This window comes from Paenibacillus sp. FJAT-26967 (assembly GCF_001541095.1).
GTDB lineage: Bacteria > Bacillota > Bacilli > Paenibacillales > NBRC-103111 > Paenibacillus_F.
Genome location: NZ_LMXH01000002.1, coordinates 776,465 through 795,827, shown reverse-complemented (window position 1 = coordinate 795,827; position 19,363 = coordinate 776,465). Strand labels below are relative to the sequence as shown.

The following is a 19,363-nucleotide window of genomic DNA, read 5'->3' as shown; positions in this document are numbered from 1 at the left end:
TCTTTTTATCTTTTTTCATCTATATTAACATGAAGGAACGATTTATAAAAAAAGAAGTGATAGTTAAACCATTATCGCCCTTTAAAGATATGATATAATTTTACAAATCACCAACTTACTCTAGGAGGAATTGTTCACCCATGTGCTTTCACATATCTGTCTGTTCAACGGAAGCCTACCAGGAAAAATATTTGACCTTTCTTCTCGATCATTACTCCGAATTGAACCTTCCTTATTCTTTTCCGATGACACTTACTTTCCTGGCCAGTCCGATTCTTGTAAAAGAAGAAGCCTTCCTTTGCTTTAATGATGAAGATGAGGTTGTCGGAGCATTCGGATACATTTTCGGGACTGGAGAAAACAACTATGAAGATAGCAATGTGGTTCAAATTCAAACGATGTTTATCAAGGAACCTTACCGAACTTCCCGCTTATTTCTGGAAACTATGCAATATGTGATGCAATACATGGCTCAATTGAACAGGAAAGTAACCGAAATCTGTTTCTGGACACCTGTACGAGATGATTTGCACACCTTACTCAACAAACTATTTAAACAAACTGCGGCGCAGGATACGATTTATGGCAGACTGGAACAATACCGCGCCTCTTTCTCCGAGTTGTACGAATACGCGATGCGTTTCCGCCACGAGCACTATTTTGGAACATAAAATGAAATCAGAGCGTCCTGCCGTCCTCGTCATCCGCAATATGTTCACCTACATAAGTCCTTACAAATCTCTAGCTTCTGTCTTCTTTATATGCCTGCTGCTTGATCTGGCTTTTGTTTCTTTGGCACCCTTAAGCTTCAAATTTATGATCGATCTGGCCGTCCTCCCCAAAGATATCCGTACTTTTTACCTTATTGTAAGTGCGCTCGGAGCTGCCGGATTCATTGCTTTTTCCTGTGGAATCGCAAGCGACTACGCTCTCGCTAAACTAAATGCACAAATTCAGCGAGACTTGCGAATGAAGCTGTTTGCACATATGCAGCATGTTAATCTCTTGTATGTACAAGGAAAACGTTCGGGCGATCTGTTGGCCTATTACTCCGTTGATCTGCCTGCTATTGAACGAGCAATGACTATCCTGCTGACGATTGGAATTCAATCCGTTACGGTCGTTGTCATCAGCACGACTCTCTTGTTCTACTTACAGTGGAGCATGGCCCTTTGCATTCTGCTCGGCGCCGGGATAATTTTCGCCGGCCCTTACCTGCTCGGCAGACGCGCCAGCAAAGCTTATGAAGAGGATAAGGAACAGACGGCGTTATTCACCAGTGATCTAGCGGAAAATATCAAGGCGCAAAAACTTATTAAAGGTTACCATCTGCAGGACTATACGATCCGCAAATTTAGCGACAGGCTGCAGCTCTTGTTTGGAACAAACTATCGGCGAAATCTGATGAATGCCCAGCTTGAGCGTATCCCGATGATCAGCCTGCTTATTATCAATCTGATTATTATGGGATTCGGTTCTTATTTGGCGCTCACTGACCACATCACGCTCGGTGCACTAGTCGCCTTCTTCACCATGTATACGTCTATGGGCAACTCCGTCTTTAACCTGACGTTCGCCATCCCCGCATTCACGGATGCAGCGGTAAGCATGAGTCGGATACAACAGTTTTTGTCCGTTACGCATGAGCATGATGACAACCAAAAGAAACTCAAACTACCCGCAAACACGAATCTGACTATTGAGTTCGATCATGTTCAATATGAATATCCCAATGAGAAAGCAGCTTTGCAACAGATCAGCTTACAGATCCCCGCAGGAACAACGACCGCTTTTGTAGGTCCCAGTGGTTCGGGCAAAAGCACTATGCTTCATCTGCTGCTCGGTTTTTTTCAACCGTCGGCAGGACTTGTACGAATCAATGGAATGAACTTGCGAGATATGGATCCCGGTGCATATTTAAATAAGATCGGAGTCGTCTTTCAAGAAACCTTTCTCTTTCAGGGAACGATCTTGGACAATATACGTGTCACAAAGCCGCAAGCTAGTTTAGATGAGGTCATAGAAGCTGCTGTTAAAGCGGATATTCATTCTTTCATCATAGGTTTACCTGGCGGTTATTCAACCGTTCTCCATGAAGAAGGCAACAATTTATCAGGCGGGCAGCGCCAGCGAATTGCGATAGCACGTGCGATTTTGAATAATCCCGCTCTCCTGCTGCTAGATGAAGCTACCTCAGGTCTAGATCCGATTTCCCAAGCTTCGATCCAGCAAACATTCCGCGAGCTTGCCAAGGAACGTACCGTCATATGGGTCACACACGATCTATCCACCATTAGGGATACAGATCAGATCATCGTATTTAAGGATGGGAATATTGTGGAAAAAGGAACTCATCCGGACCTGCTTCTAAGAGGAGACTATTACCGGGAACTGTGGGTAAAACAGTACCCCGGGTCCAAACTGCCGACTCTTTAATAAATCACACGGAGGTGTATCCAACCTATGAGAGCACAATACCGAATCTGTGAAACCGACGAGGACTTGGCTCAATTCACCCTTTTCTTTATCCGGAACCGCCACGATTTCAGCGTCCACTTCACTCTTTATGATGCCATTGTACATACTCTTGAGACGATCCGGGCTTCAAGGATCATGCTTGTTTTAGATCCGTCAGGTCTTACAATAGGTTGGGGCTATTACCGCTATCTGGACCGGAATAACGAACATCACCCACAGGGCGAAATCGCTTTTATCGATTCCGTCATTATTTCTAAAGCCTATCGGGGCAGTCGAGTATTTATGGAAGGATTCCATAGGTTAGTTCAAGTGATGGTTGAAGAAAATACCCAGGTGAAGGTCATTCAATTCTGTGCGCTGGCTGACCATCCTTATCTGAATAAACTTTATAGTAAATTCGCGGACCATACGGGTGAACGGGAAGGTTATTATGGGCAAGAAAACATCTATTCAGCTGAAATTAACAGACTTAAGAACTACTTGAACCAGTTCAAAAGTTTCAATTGACAGAAATTTATCCCACAAGATATACTTTATGGAATCTCATACAAAGGAGGTCATCATCCGTGTTTCCAGTTAAGACAGGTTTTGGTAAAAAGCAAAGTAAAACGCCTTTCTCCTTCCAAGCGGTCAATTTACTGAAGATGAATGAACAACTTAGAATGACACCGGCTGCGGCTCCAGTGAAGTAATGGTTTTACTAGCCTATAAGGCTGCACAAAAACAAGCAAATCCTCTCGGGATCTGCTTGTTTTTTCATTTCAATTCAGATCCGCAACCGCTTAAATTCCGTCAAACAGCTCTTTAAGCATCTTTTCGCGGTTATTGAGAAATTGCTTCGTAATTAAGTAGTGATCGGTTTCTTCATAATTTTTCATCTCGATCCCTTCTGCTGACAAATTGTAGATAACCGAATCCGGATAAGCCATGAGGATCGGTGAATGCGTGGAAATAATAAACTGGGATTGTTCCCGAACCAATTCATGGATACGGGTCAGCATAGCCATTTGCCTGAGCGGTGATAAAGCGGCTTCCGGCTCGTCGAGGATGTACAGCCCCTGACCCCCAAAACGGTGTATAAAGGTGGCAAAGAAAGCTTCACCGTGAGATTGTTCGTGCAGGGATTTCCCCCCGTATGAATCTTTGACAGGCGCTCCAAAAGAAAAATCCCGGTCTAACTGTTCGATATTCGTAGCCAGATTATAATAACTTTCCGCCCGGAAAAAGAATCCGTCTCGGGGCCTCTGCGGCCCTCTTATCAAGCGGATATACTCATGCAAATTAGAATGAGTGGCTTCTGTGGAGAATGTGAAATTCTTGGTACCACCCTCCGGGTTAAAACCCAAGGCCACAGCAATAGATTCCATGAGTGTCGACTTGCCCATCCCGTTTTCTCCGATAATATAAGTCACTTTAGGGTGGAAGTCCAATTGATTCATCTGCTTGAGCGCTTCGATATTAAACGGATACTGATTTAAAGAAGGAAGATCCGGACGCATGATTTGCATCCTTCTAAGAAAAGAACTGTGCGAGTCCCACATCATGACGGTTTCACCTCTAATTCTCCGGTCGAACAAAGTGCTCTCCCCGGTATTTCTTTCTTCATTATACGACAATTATCTCCTGTCCACGCTCTGCTTGATGGAATTCAGTTTAGCCACTTTACATGGAAAGAATCGTTATACTTTAACTTGCCATGCACAGTACCTCTGTCTTGTGTTATGATAAAAAAACTATATCGAATTGGAGGGGTTACGTGTGATAGATTTTATCCGGGTCTGGACTTTACGCGGCTAATTGAATAGCGCTAAAGACTCTGTCTGTGTACAGAGGACTCAGGATAGGTCTGTCTACTTTTAGAGGTAACCCTTGTCGGCTAAGGAACCGGTGACACTTTACCGTTCCATTCTTTACCTTCAAAACGGGAACATCATTTTCATACCAGTTAACAAACAACAATCAAGGAGAGTCCCACTCTTCCCTTGTTTGTCGTCGCTGCTTTCTTGTATGAACAGACACTATCTGGCAGGTAAGGACTAACTCCTTCCCGCTTCACACTGAAGTCCTCTTCTCTTCCAACACAGACGCGTGGTCTGTGTTTTTTGTTATGTTTAACCCAATGAGAGGATGATAACTAGATGGAACCCATCAAACAACATGCAATAACCGTAGGAGTAAATCTTTTAAACCGCTCCGACTTCCAATACTCGATGGAGGAGCTTCGCAATTTGGCAGCGGCCTGTCAAGTCCAGGTCGTTGGAGAACTTAGCCAGAAGGCTAGCCGTATTGTGCCCTCGCATTATATCGGAACCGGTAAAATTGATGAATTAAGAGCCCTTATCGAAGAAAAAGAGGCCAATGTGGTCATATGCAACGATGAGCTGACTCCTTCACAAATACGCAACCTGGAATCATCTTTAGAGTGTAAAGTCATAGACCGCACCATTCTAATCCTGGATATTTTTGCGGAAAGAGCTCAAACCAGAGAAGCCCAGCTTCAAGTAGAAGTGGCCCAACTGCAATATATGCTCCCGCGTCTGGTCGGCCTCCGGGAATCTTTGGGAAGACAAGGCGGCGGAGCCGGATTCAAGAACAGAGGCTCCGGAGAAACCAAGCTTGAGCTTGACCGACGTAAAATCGAGGAACGAATCTCGATCCTTCAGACCGAACTGGAGAAACTCGTCGCCAGACGTCAGACCCAGCGCAAACAGCGCCACAAGAACGAAGTGCCTGTCGTTTGTCTAGTCGGATACACGAATGCGGGCAAATCCAGTTTGATGAATGCAATGATAGACACCTATAATCCTCAGACGCACAAGCAAGTATTGGCCAAAGATATGTTGTTTGCCACTTTGGAAACGTCTGTCCGGAATATTAGCCTGCCCGACCGCAAATCCTTCCTGTTAACCGATACGGTAGGCTTTGTAAGCCAGCTCCCCCATCATTTGGTGAAAGCGTTCCGTTCGACGCTTGAGGAAGTGACAGAAGCCGATTTGTTAATTCATGTCGTGGACGTCTCTAATCCCGAGTACGATCAGCATATTGCGGTTACGAATGAAACGCTGAAGGAGCTGGGAGCCGATCATGTCCGTACGATTTATGCTTATAATAAAGCCGATCTGACGGATATCGAATACCCTGCGGTGGAAGGCGATGATGTGTACTTATCTGCCACGCAACCGGCTGGAATCAATGAGCTGACTCAGCAGATCCGGAGCCATCTTTTTCAGAATTATATCCAGTGTGAAGTTCTGGTTCCTTACGACCAAAGCCGCCTTGTGGCCTATTTCAATGAACATGCGTATGTGAAGTCAGTCAGCTATGAGGAGAATGGAACCAAATTAGAACTCGAATGCAAGGCATCGGTATTAGAGGCCTGCCGTGACAATCTCACACGACTATAAAAACAGGATAGGCTTCATTTAGCCTAATAAGTAAGCATATCCCGGGCAATAGCAAAAAGACCTCCGCGATCGCCTAAGGTGAACCGGGGGTCTTTGCTGAGCCTGTCATCTACAATGACAACAACAGGTTTATGTAATTCTCTAACATTTCTCTGGCATTAACGTACAGAGACACTTCTTAGTACATAATCTCCACTATCTGTCTTGGTGTATTCAAAATTAACAGTAGTCGCACTAAAAGAATCCCAATCTTTCGGGCTGAATTTATACGAGAAATTTGCAACTTCTAATTTAGAAGGTTTAAAAGGAATTTTAACATCACTGGAAGAAACGGATGTTAAAGCAGTGCCATAATTAGCAATAGTCGTGGCATCGTTCGCCTTTTGTACTTTGGCTACATTGTCTTTAAAAAGTTTTTTGGAATACTCGCGGCCCGGCATATATTTATTACCGTTTTTATCCGCCACATTCCCGTCTACATACGCATTAAACTTGCTCATATCGCTGGTCTTCAAAGCTTCCCCATAGAGCTTGATCAGTGCAACAGCTTGTGTCTGCAGGTCTGAAGCGGATTTGTCCGGATCGAAATCGCCCGGCAGTCTATCAGCTCCGCCGCTAGCCGGCACGCTTACGGATCCGCTGCCGCCTGGATTGGATGGAGTCGTAGTACTACTGCCGCTGCTGTTTCCAGCGCCATCTTTGTAAGGAATTCCATCAGTGGAAGAACCGGAACCTGATTTGATATAAATCGTTTGGGTATCATCATCCCATTTCACTTCCGCCCCAAGCGCTTCCGCTACTGCACGCGCAGGCAAGTAGGAAGATCCTTCATACACGACCGGAGCAAGCTTGACGCCGTCGCTGTCCTTAGGTACCCATGACTTTCCGTTTACTTGGAACTTAATATCGTGGTTTAAATAAGCCTGAATCTTTTCAATCCCGCCGGCAGCGAATACCCCCATTGATCCGAACAATAAACTTGATGCCACAATGGATGAAACAAATGCCTTTTTACTGATATACATCGTGTGACTTCCTTCCTAATATATTCTTTATATACCTTATATAAAGATATCATATTAGATTATATTATAAAAGTTAAATAATTTTTATTCTTAGTAATGATAATTATTGTCTTTGTAAATTCCTTATAAAATAGAATAAGAAAAAAGCGTACCCGTTTAATGGATACGCTCTGTGGCTTTACGGCTCTATGCTCTGTGCTCTGTGGCTCTATGCCTCGAAGGCACTACGACAATGTGCAGTCCTATTGGCTGGCAACACGATCCACAGCCGTCTCGTCCTTGGCTGATTTCTTAATCTGTTTGCTTCGCAGCTGTCCGCAGGCTGCATCAATGTCGGTTCCATGCTCCAGCCGAACGCTGCAGCTTACGCCCTGTTTCTTGAGCGTGTCGTAGAACGCATCAATGGATTCCTGTGTGCTTCGCTGATATTGGCTATGCTCGTCTACCGGATTGTACGGAATCAAGTTCACGTTGGCAAGCTGGCGGCGGTCGCCAATCAGTTCGGCCAGCTCCAGTGCATGCTCCCTCTGGTCATTTACGTCTTTCAGAAGGATATATTCTAACGTGATTCTCCGGTTGGTCTTGTCCAAATAATAGTCGATGGCCTGCATCAGCTTCTCAATCGGATAAGCCCGGTTAATCTTCATAATCCGCGTCCGGAGTTCATTGTTCGGCGCATGCAAAGAAATAGCCAGGTTGGTCTGCATATCACTATCGGCGAACTCCATGATCTTAGGTACAAGACCGCTTGTAGATACCGTGATATGTCTTGGACCGATTGCAAGACCCTTATGGTCTTTGACCACCGTAATGAATTTGGACAGATTCTCGAAATTATCGAACGGCTCGCCGATTCCCATCACGACTATGTGACTGACACGTTCAGCCTTGCCTGCCTGATCCAGATGAAGCTGCACGTTCATAATCTGCTCTACGATCTCGCCGCTGGACAGATCCCGGCTTTTACTCAGCAGTCCGCTTGCACAGAAACTGCATCCGATGTTGCAGCCGACTTGAGTCGTCACACAGACAGACAGCCCGAATTTATGTCTCATCAAGACCGTTTCGATCAGATTGCCATCCTGCAGCTTAAACAAGAACTTAACCGTTCCGTCCGCCGATGCCTGTTTAACATGCTCCTCCAGCGTTTGGATGACATAATGATCCGCCAATAATTGAATGCAGTCCGGATTCACATCCGTCATATCCGAAAAACTTGTTACCCGTTTACGGTAAAGCCATTCCCAAACCTGAGTGGCCCGGAATTTTTTGTGCCCATATTCTAAAAGCCATGCTGCCAGTTCATCAAAAGTCAATCCATATATGGACTCTCTATTCATTGCGTAATCCTCTTTTCCAACCTAATAATTCTGTCCCTTCTACATTATGCAGCCGAACAGCTAACGATCTGTCTATTATTGTCCCAGAAAATTTTTATTAAAACAAGTGGAGCCGTTTATTTCATATGACTTTTTACGCATAATTGCAACTAAGGGAGATGATTCTAGGGCAATTGCATTTCTCCTTGAAGAAGGGGAGATTATGAATGATTTACAACAATCCAATACAAAAAAATCTATAAATTTTTTTGATAACGATGAAGAAGCTTTAATTTGGTTGAATGAATATCCAATATAAAACCTTTATTGAACCAGTTGCTCTCAATCAAATGGTTTTTGTATGCCTGCAAATGCTGCTTTTCAGCAGGAATTCGTTCTCGGCTCTAACAACAATTTTCCAGGATAGAACTTTTATTTTCCAATTATCCCCATTGAAATTGTATACCTTGCCCATAACCTGTTTCAGCTATCCAACCATTTGTGTTATTGTATATTTATTCCATCTATTAATACAACTGCCTAATACCATTTTGTCAATTGCCAGGTTTAACATTAATCGTCAGGAAGGTGAATGAAATTGAAATGGAAACAACTGATCGTTATAGGGAGCTGCAGCTTAGCATTCGGAGCTACTTGCTATGCCGCTGGAAGTGTGGAAAGCATACAGGCTTACATCAATCATTCGATCAAGATAACGGTTAACAGTCTGGGTTGGACTCCCTTGGATAGAGAAGGCAATGAACTCTCTCCTGTCATCATAGACGGCCACTCTTATTTGCCTACCGAGGCAGTCGTGAAAGCATTGGACGGACAAGTACGCTGGAATGAGGAGACCAAGACTATTGCGATCACTTCATCCGGTAAAAATCAATCTCCCGTACCAGGCAGTGCAGAAGCCGAGAGGGATCAACAGATTCTTACCCAGATCAACGCACTGAAAGAAAAGCTGCATATCGGAATCACACAAGATGAAGTACGGGCATTCGTACAAGAAGAATTAAAGATCGCAGACGATCAAGGTGACTCGGAGAATGGAGCCGACGCTTTCTGGAAATATGATTTTTTCAAAAAGGACGGATATCATTCTACTCTGCCGGATCACATTGTAGATGAAGAAGGTTTAGTTAATCGGAATGTTGGAGCTTCTTTATTTATATCATGGAAAGACAAACAATTACTGCTTTATACGATATCTTATGTGAATCCCGTTAATCAGAAAGTCTACCTCTTTGCAATGCATCCGGACGGAACGATTTCTGATGGCCCGGTAAGCCAGTAACGAACCTACTGAATTTCTCATAAGATCGTTCGAATTGTTTAACTAGGATTTGTTAATATCAAAGAAGAAAGAACGGTTATATATCGAATGTAGTCTATATTGAAGGACGATCTGCTTATGTCTGGGAGGTTTATAATGAAGGTCAAACGAATCGTGGCCAATATAAACACGAAGGAGATCACGGAAGCTAAATGCTTCTATCAAGATGTGCTCGGCCTTGATTTAATGATGGATTATGGTTGGATTACCACTTATGGTTTAAACGAGGAGATGACCATTCAAATTAGTTTCGCTTCACAGGGAGGTTCAGATACGCCTGCGCCCGACTTGTCGATTGAAGTCGATGATGTCGATGCTGCATTAGAAGGCATGAAGAGAGCTGGCTTTCCAATAGAATATGGGCCTGTTGATGAGCCTTGGGGCGTTAGACGATTCTATGTCCGTGACCCGTTCGGTAAGCTCATCAACATTCTTGCTCATGAACAAACGGGTTCCACATAATAATCATCATAATATGTAAGAACCCTTTATTGTCATCAAATACGAGGAAGAGGCTGTCCCTTAGTCATTGACTTTTGGGGCAGCCTCTTCCTCGTATTCACACGCATATGCTCATTTGACAATCGCTTGAGCAGGCAGCAAACGGTCCAATACGTAAATATTCGCCAGCCTCGTTGGAGTAAAATTCGATGCGAAGCCGATACCCAGTTGAGCCTTCTGCGAGTGACTCGGATCAGGAATCCGGATAGCCAGACCTTCCGGTTCCCGGAACGACAGGTCCGATCCGGCTGTAATCAACTGCTTGTCTACAACTCTGCCCGTCTGCAAATCAACAGACGTCAGGTACGTATTCCCGGTCGGAGCGACAGAACCTGCGGAGCCGTAGGAAGTGCCTTCCAGCAAGTACAAGTAACCGCCATAGGAGGCAAATCCCTGGAATGTCCCGACACTCGGCTGTGGAACATCCGCAATTGCCGCATATTCATTGCGCTTTACCGCCTCCAGGTCATAGACGGCGAACCGGAATACGCCCTCTTTGCGGTATCGCATCGTGAGAAGACCGTTGGCCGAATCAAGATTAACCGTTGTACGGTCGGCTCCTTCTATCAGTTCATGCTTCTGTATACCCGCCGTGTCCGGTGTCAGAACTTTCCCGCTTTCGAACGGGAATCTCGCAATCCGGCTCCCCCAACCGCTCTTGCCCTCAGTAACGGAATCGGTTTCCGTCCACAGGTAGGCATTACTGCCCACGGACTCCACACCGATCTGAACTCCGTGACCGAATCCTTTCAGGAACATGTGTCCGAGCTCGTTACCGGCCATATCCAGCTGAGTTAAGGTTAGATCACCTCTGAGATCCCGCTCCGCCCCGCTTACCGGCGAGGATTCTCCGGGAAGCTGCTGGCCTCCCGCCATAAGCTGAACCACATAAATGCGCTGATTTACATTATCGAAGGCGAAGGATTGCATCACAGTTCCGTTATGCAGCGCTTTTTCCCGGATGAGTTCGGTTGCAGGCTCCGAAAGCACGAACATTTTGGATGACAGGGGCGATTTAACAGCCGTTACTTGAACTGGCAGAATCGGCAGCAGACTCAAGACGGCTATTCCCGCCACCGTTCTTGCCAAGTTCTTTCTGCTAAACAACGGGCGGATCACTCGTTTTGCTATTCCGTTTAATTTGTTCATCCCGCACCTCCACATTTATATTATTTCAGAATACGTTCGGTCTCTTTCTTGAAGGTATCTAGGGTAGCTTCAATGTTCTTGTTATCGTACATGATGGCCTGGATCGCTTTGAAAAACTCCTGCATGACCTGAGTCCATGCCACGTGCTTGTTAGTGTCAACCGCATACTGCAATTGATCATAGGCTACTTTACGGTTAGGCTCCTTGGCCCAGAGATCTTTCATTTGCTGTGATTCAGCCATTTTCTTAGTAAATGGCAGATAGCCCGTATCCAGAATAAACTGCAAACCGCCGTTTGGATCGGTCATTGTCCAGTTAATGAATTCCCATGCAGCCTCTTTGCTTTTCGAGTCGGCCATCATAGAAATATTGGCGCCACCCGTCGGGTTAGCGTACACCTGATCCATCGGCAGATAAGCGGTCACGTAATCGAATTTGGCACTGTCTTTCAGACTGCCGATCACACCCGTTGATTGATACATCAACCCGATTTTACCGCTCGTAAACATCTGATTCACGATATTACCGGAATCTTGAGCAGGTGGATAGTACAGTGCTCCCGTTGCCTGCTGTTCCTTCAGGAATTGAAACGCTTTGACGCCTTCCCCGTTATTAAATCCGATTGAAGTCGCCTCGTCGTTGAAAAATTTGCCCTTGGCCTGAGAAATCATCGCAATCGGGTACCACGTATCATAAGGCATGCTGTAGCCGTAACGCTTGAACTCGCCATTTTCCTTGATGACTAGAGCATTGGCTACCTTCTTCAGATCATCCCATGTTTTGGGAATGGCAAGCCCTTTCTCATCCAGCATCGTTTTGTTTACATGAAGAATGGGAGTGGAACGATTTAACGGAAGCGAGACGAGCTTGTTATCAAAAGTAGAATGCCCCATTAAGCCTGCCGTAAAATCATCCTTACTTAGTCCGGACTTTTTCATATAGGGAGTCAGGTCTTCGAGGACATCGGATTCCGAGAACATCTGAATGTAGGCCCGCTCCAGCATAGTGATATCCGGTCCGGTCTTGGCGGCGACAGACTGCTGCAGTTTCGTGACCGTTTCGTCATAAGATCCCTGGAAAGTACCCACAACCTCAATTTTATCTTGAGATTCATTGAATCGTTTGATCATGCCGCTCATGTAATCGCCGTTCTTACCGCCTAAGGAATGCCAGAATTGCACGGTCGTCTTCCCTGCCGCATTAGTCGGCGCTTTCTCGCTGCCCTGAACTTCGCCTGGATTCTCCTGGCCGGAGCAGCCTGCGAGTACACCCGACACCATTGCAGCTGTCAGTATGAGTGCGGACCATTTTTTTCTCATCGTAAATCCCTCCATTTGAATGAAAAGTGTTTTCCGGCAGTTGCTTTATTTAATTCCGGAGTATACAAAAGCTTTGACAATTTGCTTCGAGGCCATGAGATATACTAGGAGAATCGGGACAACCAGCACCACGTTGCCGGCCATAATAATATGCCAATTGCTGATCCCCTCCGTCTCGCGCAGCATGGCGATTCCCATCGTAAGCGGACGGACCGCTGCAGAATCTGTCATAACCAGCGGCCAGAAATAATCGTTCCAGTGGCTAACAAAACTGAATAACGCAATCGTCGCCAGAGCGGGCAAGGACATCGGAATCATGATTTTCCGTATAATCTTGAATTCACTCGCATTATCCAGCCGCGCGGATTCAATGATTTCTTGCGGGATTTGCATAAAATACTGCCGGAGCAGGAAGATGCCGAAGGCGTTGGACATGAACGGAATAATCTGAGGCCACAGTGACTTGATGAGACCCAGATCGGCCAGCATGAGATAAACGGGAATGAAGGTTACCTGGCCGGGAATCATGAAAGCAAGGAGCACCATGCCGAACAAAATTTCTTTACCGAAGAACTTATATTTGGCGAATGCATACGCCGCCGGGATCATCACCATCATTTGTACGCAAATGATGGAGAACGTGATGATGACCGAGTTTTTAGCATATGTCAGAAAAGGCCCTGCCTTCATGGCATCAACAAAATTAATCCACTGCGGAACTGACGGAATCCAAGTCGGCGGGAACGCCATTGTCTCCTCGAACGTTTGCAGGGACGTTGAAATCATCCACAGAAACGGGATTACGAATAACAGAAGAACAACAGCTTTCAATAGAAAGCTCAGGACGTGCCGAAAGACTTTTAAATCAAATGTCACGGATGGAACACCTCCTTCTGGATGAATCTAAGGCGCTACTGGTAATGAACTTTTTTGGACAATAAGCGGAAGTACACGAAGGTCAAGACTGCAATAATCGCCATCAGAATCACGCCAGTGGCGGACGCGTACCCGATGCTGTTCGATCTGAATTCGTAAATATAATAGACAAGTGTGGTCGTAGCGCCGCTCGGTCCCCCGCCTGTCATAATTTTGACGGTATCAAATACTTTAAAGGACCCGATAGTCATAATAATCAGAATGAAAAACAGCTGGGGCGAAATAAGCGGCAGCGTAATTTTCGTAAATACTTTGAATTTACTGGCATTATCCAGTGCAGCCGCTTCGTAGATCGTAGGCGGAACACTTTGCAGTGCCGCTACAATAATCAGCGTATAGTACCCGATATTTTGCCAGACCGAGACCAGAATAACGGAGATCATGGCCGTGCCGGAACTTTGCAGCCAGGGGGAGCCCGGCAGTCCGACCGCTTTCAGGACATAATTCAGGAGACCGTGACTAGGCTCCATCAGCCACATCCACACAAGCGCAACCGATACGATGGAAATAATATGAGGTGTAAAAATCCCAGCCTGGACGATTGCGTTAAATCGTGTTTTTTTATTGAGCCAGACGGCAATCAGAAGCGATAGGATCATCGTTAAGCCCACGACTCCGATTGTATAGATCACGGTGTTCCATAAGGCGGTGTAGAAATCATCTCTGGAAAAAATCTGGGTATAGTTATCCATTCCAATGAATTTACTTTTATCTTTGTTCATGAGGTTATACTTATAAAAGCTTAATTTGATCAAATAGAACACCGGGTAAATGACGAACAGAAGAATACCTGCCATGGCCGGCAGAATCATAAGATACGGACGGACGGCTTCCCATATTCTTTTTTTATCCATGCCTCTGCCCTCTAAGCACATTCAGATAATCCGCAAACCGCCGGTCATCCCGGTTGATTACCTGCTCATCCTCTCCGAAGAAAAAGAGCTTCTCCGCTCCGATATCCAGGAAGACGATATCGTCAACCGAGAACCTGTCTTCCGTGCATTTGATCATAAAAGAATGATCACCGGATTTGACTTGGTAAATGGTCTCCGAACCCAGCATCTCTCTTGTGGCGATTACGCCCTGAACCGAGTAGTGGGCTTCTCCCTGTTCCTTGGACAAGATCGCACCTTCGGGGCGAAAACCGAATTTAACGCCATCTATTCCCAATTCGCCGATATTCATTGGCGGTACACCAATGAACTGGGCGGCGAACAAATTGCTCGGATGATGGTAGATCGTTTCTGGAGCCGCTTCTTGCTGGATTTTGCCCTGATTCATCAGGACGATCGTATCCGCCATTGACATGGCCTCCACTTGGTCGTGAGTAACATAGACGAATGTAGTCCCTAGTTTCTTGTGCATTTCAATCAGCTCGATCCGCATCTGTACCCTAAGTTTGGCATCCAGATTGGAAAGAGGTTCATCCATCAGAAAGACCGACGGTTTCTTAACCATGGCACGCGCCAAGGCCACTCGCTGGCGCTGGCCTCCCGACAGCGTAGACGGTTTACGGTCAAGGTACGGCCGCAGCCCCACCGTTTCGCTTATGCTCTCAACCAGACGTGTCCGCTCTTCTTTGGGTACTTTGTTATTCTTGAGTCCGAATTCAATGTTCTCCCTCACCGACATCGTCGGATAAATGGCATAGTTCTGAAAGACCATGGCAACGCCTCTTTGCCCCGGGGCAATTCGCGTGACATCTTTTCCGTTGATCAGAACGGAACCGGCTGTTTGAGGATCCAGGCCGGCAATCATCCGCAGAAGAGTTGTTTTGCCGCAGCCCGACGGTCCTACGAGGACGGTAAACTTGCCGTCTTCGATTGTGAGATTCAAGTCTTTGATAATGACATTCTTATCGAAGGCTTGAGTAACTTGCTGAAATTCAATGGATGCCAAGAGTATTTCCTCCTTCTCATCTGCAATGACTTCTATACTCTGGTCACGTTGAGCATGAATGAACTCTGTTGAAAAAGTAATTCATTTACACTCGTAAATGTTCATTTATGCTCAATTACAAGTTTAGTCAGCAATTGTTTTGTGAGTATTACGCTCATTTTAAGAATAAGTAAAGCTAAAGTAATCGCAATATTTTTAAACTTATTTGAATGATTGCGCTTTCATTATAAAATGAAAGAGAAGGACTGCCGGGTGCAGTCCGTTTAATTGCTCGTTCTTAACTTAAACGTCGTTATATGATACAATTCATGCTACGACTTGCACTGTGTCACCAGTGAAAGTCGAGGATGGTTTTTTTCCAGTCCCGGTGAGCCAGGGCAGACTCCATAGCGCCAGCGAAGTCGTCTGCCTTGCTCACAACCGTATACTGATCGGGAAGCAGCTGCCTGAGTGTACGCTGACACTCCTTACTCTCCATAACTTTCATCACTTCCGCAAAATCACCGATTGAACTGCGGCTGCTGCCGTGAATCGTAAGCCCCTTTTCCAGAATATCCCGCGTATTAATGGGTACCAGGTCTTCACTGACGCCCATCGCGATCAGATGCCCTCCCGCTTTCAAAAGATCAATTCCTTGATTAATCGCGCTCTCGCTGAAACGACCGCCTGTACATTCCACTACGATGTCTACACCATCAGCCGAGTCAAAATTATAATGCTGAACCATCTCGGTTGCCGCGAAAGTGAATTCATCCAGCTTCTCTCTAACAGCTCCGAACACCGTCAACCGGTCGCGTTCTAAGCCGAAAGCATGGTGCAGCATAGCTGCGGTTAAATACCCGACAGGTCCGTCGCCAAACACGGCAACACGCGCATGTTCGAGCACTGGACTTATTCCTCTGAGTGCCCGGTAAGAGACACTGCACAATTCAGCCAATACGGCGATTTCATCCGGGACGGAATCCGGAATCGGTATGACGCAAGGTGCTGGCAGGACTAAACGGCTCTGGGCGATACCGTCCGTTCCGCTCCCTAGGAATAGGCCGCGTGTACAATAGTTATCCGGAATTTCGCCGCGGCATGCCGGACAGCATTGATCCGGCTCCAAATCATGAAGCAGATGCCCCGGAAGGTTGGGGACGATTACGACTCGCTGGCCTGGAGCGAGCTCAGTCCCATTGCTTTGGACAACAGTGCCTATCCCTTCATGAAGCAGAGCCATGGGCAATTTCCTGGCGAGAATTTCGGGTTTTCTCATGCCGCCGTAATAGCGGAGATCTGCATGACAGATGCTGGCAATCGTCGGGTTGACGACTACGAAACCTGCGGGAATCTCTCTCTCCACCAACATCTCTTCAACTACATGCGGTTCAGTCAGACGTAAAGTGCGTGAATGCACGGTACCTGTTGTTGCAACGCCCAATTCTCATTGCACCTCCGTTAATTTGATACAACTATATGAAGTTCACTAGCCCTCGCATGAACGCAGTGAAGGGTTCACCGGAGTGACGCCGATGGATTGCTCGTATGTACACATTCAAATTCTTATACGAGCATTTCGGGGTTGTTCAATGTTCGTTAAATGTTCATTTATGCTTGTTATTGCATTATTAGATTAACCTGTTAAAAACCTCACTGTCAATCCCCATTTTTTTATTTTTCTCATAAAAGGATCTAAAAGAGCGCAAAAACACCTGAAATCAGCTGATTTCAGGTGTCAGAAAACTCCATATTCAGAAGGTCATACGGAAACTCTATTTGGAATATATGTTTATTCCCGGGTCTTCCCTTTACAATGTGGTAGAGGAATAAATCTTTTTGTTTATTTCTGCGTGTATATTGATAAACATGTAATAGAATTTAACTGCCAAAGAGTTCTAATCATAGTAATCGCTATTCTTCGCCACCCGTATTAACGACTGTACACTTTATTCAAACTGAAATTGTTTAAAGGCCTCTATAAATAAGGCGGGATCTTCTTTGACTGTATAAGGGTAAACGCCCTGCTTCGTATGCAGATAGAAGATACCCATCTCGCGGCCCATGGGACGGTAGGACATGTCGAACACTTCTTCGATTGCAAATTCGCGGTACCGGGTTACTATCCTATCTCTATATAAATACATGTTCCGGTCATGGACGATAGTTTTTTGCTCAATTCCGTCGACTTTCCGCTGTATTTTATAATAAGCCTGGCTGGCGATCCATGTCATGTTGTTCCCTCCGGACTCCTGCATGTGCAAGGCTGAATTTTCTCTGGTCGGTTCTGATTACGCAGATTAAGTATAACAAAAACCTCTCGATACGGAAAAAGCCCAATAAACCCTCCGCTGACAGAAGGTTTACTGGGCAAGTTCCTCTTGGCCTCGGACGTGAGGAGCCGGCAAGTTACGTAGTTCCCAACCCGTCCACAATTTCCGTAACCTGTTTCCGGTTCAATTTGCCTACGCCGGAAGTGATTGCTTTGAGCGTACCGCGCGCCAACTCAAAAGGAATCCGGCAGAAGTTGCGTGCCGGGCCCGGCTTGAGCTCATTTATATAAGCATCGGCTAGCATGAGGTTCCGCTTGGTGTACTGGATCATCGTTTCCTGACTCCACTGGTCCGGGAAGAAATCCACACCTCTAACCATATCTTCCTTCCGGTTCCGCAGGATATTCACCGCCTGGAGCCCGCGTCCGAATGCGACGGCTTTGGCCGGATCACTCTCTGTGCCATCGTACCATTTCCAGAGATCGGACAGCAGTTCGCCTACGGCACCAGCCACACAATAGGTATAATAATCCAAATCTTCTTCCGTTTTAATATCCCAGCCTTTTTCCACCCATTCCGACATCTGTCTGGACATTTTGGCTGTACTCTTCGTGACGAATCCCGCTGCCAGTTTAGGACATAGCACGATCCAGTCATGAATCCGTAAAGAAACCGGCGGAAGCGCTTCTTTATAAGGCGAGAAAAGCGCAGTATAGTCGTCTGCCCCTCCGGACTCTTCCAGAATTCTGCTGATTCCTTCCAGAAGTTCTACCTTAACTGCGACCGGAAGATCGGGATGATCTTCAATCTCATCAATAGCCCTCATACACAAGTAAGCGGAAGCCACGGCTTCTTTTAGACCCGGGGACAGACGGGCAATAGGGATATAGAAAGTCCGGCTCGTGAGAAGGAGCATTTTCATGGCATCTTTTAGTAGTTTATTCATCTATTTATTGGATCTCCCCAAAGAAGTTTATGGTCTTGAATGCTGCTTGCTTGCCGCATCCAGACAAAGAAGGCCTTGGATTAAAGACCTACTTAAATAGTTAACCATATTTCGTGGAACAATTACAACTTTTCCGATAGATTGTTAGCCCTTTACGTATATTTTTTTAGAAGTTTGTGATTTTTCCAATAAAACTATTCATTTTTCGCTAATGTTCCTTACAAAAAAAGAACAGGTTAATTCCCTGTCCTCTTTTCGATACAACAATCTGCCGGAACATGATCCGCGAGCCATACTTCATTACCGGCGTAATAAAAGGCACTCCCCTGCTGGACAGCCTGGATCGTATCCACTTCTATAATAACCAGCTCCCCCCGCCTGCTTCCCGCCAGTTCAGCAAAATGAAGCGTCTCCGATAGATGGACATACTGCCGCTGCATGGAAGAAATACCGTTTTTCAGAATACTCACAACCGCTTTGGTATTGGTTCCATGGTAGAGCTTGGGTGGAGGGTTGCCCGGTGTATAGCTGATTTTGTCATGACTGTGCCCGTATCTTGCCCGGATCCTCTCTCCCTTTATTTCGAACCGCTGCTTGTCAGAATTTCGCACTACCGAATAAATATCCTCTATGACGATATTCCCCCATCTTTTCTGGGAGCGGAGCCCTTGCAGCAATTCATCCAGTGTGCAGAAACCATCTTCGGTTAGATAAATACCGAACTGCTCGGGTGTATGTCTTAAAATTCGGGTCATTATCCTGCTTAGACTTATCTCTTCTTTTGCCTGTACCATGT

19 protein-coding genes and 1 pseudogene are annotated in these 19,363 nt (G+C 45.8%); 8 read left to right on the top strand and 12 right to left on the bottom strand.

What is annotated here, in order from left to right; genetic code table 11:
* The first annotated feature begins 140 nt into the window (after positions 1 to 140).
* The 4 genes from AR333_RS13600 to AR333_RS25620 are packed head-to-tail and all read left to right on the top strand — an operon-like array spanning position 141 to position 3,170.
* Positions 141 to 671: a hypothetical protein gene (locus AR333_RS13600; RefSeq protein ID WP_068775879.1), complete on the top strand. Its 531-nt coding sequence runs from the start codon at positions 141 to 143 to the stop codon at positions 669 to 671.
* On the top strand, positions 661 to 2,436 hold the full coding sequence (locus AR333_RS13595) for an ABC transporter ATP-binding protein (RefSeq protein WP_253735836.1): 1,776 nt from the start codon (positions 661 to 663) through the stop codon (positions 2,434 to 2,436). The genes AR333_RS13600 and AR333_RS13595 overlap by 11 nt, the downstream gene beginning before the upstream one ends.
* Before the next feature lie 27 nt (positions 2,437 to 2,463).
* Positions 2,464 to 2,985 carry a hypothetical protein gene (locus tag AR333_RS13590; protein ID WP_068775877.1) on the top strand — a complete coding sequence of 174 codons (522 nt, stop codon included), beginning with the start codon at positions 2,464 to 2,466 and terminating at the stop codon, positions 2,983 to 2,985.
* A 59-nt stretch (positions 2,986 to 3,044) separates the two neighbouring features.
* Positions 3,045 to 3,170, top strand: a complete 126-nt coding sequence (locus AR333_RS25620) for a hypothetical protein (RefSeq protein ID WP_301336122.1) — start codon at positions 3,045 to 3,047, stop codon at positions 3,168 to 3,170.
* A gap of 90 nt (positions 3,171 to 3,260) precedes the next feature.
* On the opposite strand, the gene AR333_RS13585 is transcribed toward AR333_RS25620, so the two are convergent.
* Entirely contained in the window at positions 3,261 to 4,022 is a 762-nt protein-coding gene (locus tag AR333_RS13585; RefSeq protein WP_068776113.1) for an AAA family ATPase, read from the bottom strand.
* Positions 4,023 to 4,616: 594 nt separating this feature from the next.
* Between AR333_RS13585 and hflX the strand changes: the two genes are divergently transcribed.
* Complete coding sequence (gene hflX / locus AR333_RS13580) at positions 4,617 to 5,882, top strand: GTPase HflX (protein ID WP_068775876.1); 1,266 nt, start codon at positions 4,617 to 4,619, stop codon at positions 5,880 to 5,882.
* A 158-nt stretch (positions 5,883 to 6,040) separates the two neighbouring features.
* On the opposite strand, the gene AR333_RS13575 is transcribed toward hflX, so the two are convergent.
* Positions 6,041 to 6,907: a stalk domain-containing protein gene (locus AR333_RS13575; RefSeq protein ID WP_068775875.1), complete on the bottom strand. Its 867-nt coding sequence runs from the start codon at positions 6,905 to 6,907 to the stop codon at positions 6,041 to 6,043.
* A gap of 242 nt (positions 6,908 to 7,149) precedes the next feature.
* Positions 7,150 to 8,247 carry a 23S rRNA (adenine(2503)-C(2))-methyltransferase RlmN gene (rlmN, locus tag AR333_RS13570; protein WP_068775874.1) on the bottom strand — a complete coding sequence of 366 codons (1,098 nt, stop codon included), beginning with the start codon at positions 8,245 to 8,247 and terminating at the stop codon, positions 7,150 to 7,152.
* Positions 8,248 to 8,404: 157 nt separating this feature from the next.
* On the opposite strand from rlmN, the pseudogene AR333_RS24280 reads away from it, so the two are divergent.
* From AR333_RS24280 to AR333_RS13560, 3 genes and pseudogenes are all read left to right on the top strand, one after another.
* Positions 8,405 to 8,545: pseudogene (locus AR333_RS24280) on the top strand (STAS/SEC14 domain-containing protein); the annotation flags it as partial.
* Between the two features lie 273 nt (positions 8,546 to 8,818).
* Positions 8,819 to 9,526, top strand: coding sequence for a stalk domain-containing protein (locus AR333_RS13565; RefSeq protein WP_068775873.1), 708 nt, complete (start codon positions 8,819 to 8,821; stop codon positions 9,524 to 9,526).
* A 135-nt stretch (positions 9,527 to 9,661) separates the two neighbouring features.
* Positions 9,662 to 10,027: a VOC family protein gene (locus tag AR333_RS13560; protein WP_068775872.1), complete on the top strand. Its 366-nt coding sequence runs from the start codon at positions 9,662 to 9,664 to the stop codon at positions 10,025 to 10,027.
* Between the two features lie 111 nt (positions 10,028 to 10,138).
* Here AR333_RS13560 and AR333_RS13555 read toward each other — a convergent pair whose 3' ends face one another.
* The 9 genes from AR333_RS13555 to AR333_RS13515 form a co-directional block, all read right to left on the bottom strand.
* Complete coding sequence (locus AR333_RS13555; protein WP_068775871.1) at positions 10,139 to 11,215, bottom strand: hypothetical protein; 1,077 nt, start codon at positions 11,213 to 11,215, stop codon at positions 10,139 to 10,141.
* 20 nt (positions 11,216 to 11,235) lie between these two features.
* Entirely contained in the window at positions 11,236 to 12,534 is a 1,299-nt protein-coding gene (locus tag AR333_RS13550; RefSeq protein WP_068775870.1) for an ABC transporter substrate-binding protein, read from the bottom strand.
* 45 nt (positions 12,535 to 12,579) lie between these two features.
* Entirely contained in the window at positions 12,580 to 13,320 is a 741-nt protein-coding gene (locus AR333_RS13545) for a carbohydrate ABC transporter permease (protein WP_253735857.1), read from the bottom strand.
* Positions 13,321 to 13,445: 125 nt separating this feature from the next.
* On the bottom strand, positions 13,446 to 14,324 hold the full coding sequence (locus AR333_RS13540) for a carbohydrate ABC transporter permease (protein ID WP_068775868.1): 879 nt from the start codon (positions 14,322 to 14,324) through the stop codon (positions 13,446 to 13,448).
* The gene (locus tag AR333_RS13535) at positions 14,317 to 15,369 is read right to left on the bottom strand and encodes an ABC transporter ATP-binding protein (RefSeq protein WP_068775867.1); all 1,053 of its coding nucleotides are present in this window, start codon (positions 15,367 to 15,369) and stop codon (positions 14,317 to 14,319) included. Before AR333_RS13535 ends, AR333_RS13540 begins: the two co-directional genes overlap by 8 nt.
* A gap of 328 nt (positions 15,370 to 15,697) precedes the next feature.
* Complete coding sequence (locus AR333_RS13530) at positions 15,698 to 16,792, bottom strand: alcohol dehydrogenase catalytic domain-containing protein (RefSeq protein ID WP_253735835.1); 1,095 nt, start codon at positions 16,790 to 16,792, stop codon at positions 15,698 to 15,700.
* 505 nt (positions 16,793 to 17,297) lie between these two features.
* Positions 17,298 to 17,582 carry a hypothetical protein gene (locus tag AR333_RS13525; RefSeq protein WP_068775866.1) on the bottom strand — a complete coding sequence of 95 codons (285 nt, stop codon included), beginning with the start codon at positions 17,580 to 17,582 and terminating at the stop codon, positions 17,298 to 17,300.
* A gap of 175 nt (positions 17,583 to 17,757) precedes the next feature.
* A complete protein-coding gene (locus AR333_RS13520; RefSeq protein ID WP_253735834.1) occupies positions 17,758 to 18,567 on the bottom strand; it encodes a squalene/phytoene synthase family protein in 810 nt (269 codons plus the stop codon).
* Between the two features lie 236 nt (positions 18,568 to 18,803).
* Complete coding sequence (locus AR333_RS13515; protein WP_068775865.1) at positions 18,804 to 19,361, bottom strand: RNA 2'-phosphotransferase; 558 nt, start codon at positions 19,359 to 19,361, stop codon at positions 18,804 to 18,806.
* Between the last annotated feature and the right edge of the window lie 2 nt (positions 19,362 to 19,363).

What these genes read in the sequence shown, in the direction of transcription:
- AR333_RS13600 (WP_068775879.1), top strand. Translation starts at nt 141, where the DNA reads ATGTGCTTTCACATATCTGTCTGTTCAACGGAAGCCTACCAGGAAAAA.
- AR333_RS13590 (WP_068775877.1), top strand. Translation starts at nt 2,464, where the DNA reads ATGAGAGCACAATACCGAATCTGTGAAACCGACGAGGACTTGGCTCAA.
- AR333_RS13585 (WP_068776113.1), bottom strand. Translation starts at nt 4,022, where the DNA reads ATGATGTGGGACTCGCACAGTTCTTTTCTTAGAAGGATGCAAATCATG.
- hflX (WP_068775876.1), top strand. Translation starts at nt 4,617, where the DNA reads ATGGAACCCATCAAACAACATGCAATAACCGTAGGAGTAAATCTTTTA.
- AR333_RS13575 (WP_068775875.1), bottom strand. Translation starts at nt 6,907, where the DNA reads ATGTATATCAGTAAAAAGGCATTTGTTTCATCCATTGTGGCATCAAGT.
- rlmN (WP_068775874.1), bottom strand. Translation starts at nt 8,247, where the DNA reads ATGAATAGAGAGTCCATATATGGATTGACTTTTGATGAACTGGCAGCA.
- AR333_RS13565 (WP_068775873.1), top strand. Translation starts at nt 8,819, where the DNA reads ATGAAATTGAAATGGAAACAACTGATCGTTATAGGGAGCTGCAGCTTA.
- AR333_RS13560 (WP_068775872.1), top strand. Translation starts at nt 9,662, where the DNA reads ATGAAGGTCAAACGAATCGTGGCCAATATAAACACGAAGGAGATCACG.
- AR333_RS13555 (WP_068775871.1), bottom strand. Translation starts at nt 11,215, where the DNA reads ATGAACAAATTAAACGGAATAGCAAAACGAGTGATCCGCCCGTTGTTT.
- AR333_RS13550 (WP_068775870.1), bottom strand. Translation starts at nt 12,534, where the DNA reads ATGAGAAAAAAATGGTCCGCACTCATACTGACAGCTGCAATGGTGTCG.
- AR333_RS13545 (WP_253735857.1), bottom strand. Translation starts at nt 13,320, where the DNA reads ATGATTTCAACGTCCCTGCAAACGTTCGAGGAGACAATGGCGTTCCCG.
- AR333_RS13540 (WP_068775868.1), bottom strand. Translation starts at nt 14,324, where the DNA reads ATGGATAAAAAAAGAATATGGGAAGCCGTCCGTCCGTATCTTATGATT.
- AR333_RS13525 (WP_068775866.1), bottom strand. Translation starts at nt 17,582, where the DNA reads ATGACATGGATCGCCAGCCAGGCTTATTATAAAATACAGCGGAAAGTC.
- AR333_RS13520 (WP_253735834.1), bottom strand. Translation starts at nt 18,567, where the DNA reads ATGAATAAACTACTAAAAGATGCCATGAAAATGCTCCTTCTCACGAGC.
- AR333_RS13515 (WP_068775865.1), bottom strand. Translation starts at nt 19,361, where the DNA reads ATGGTACAGGCAAAAGAAGAGATAAGTCTAAGCAGGATAATGACCCGA.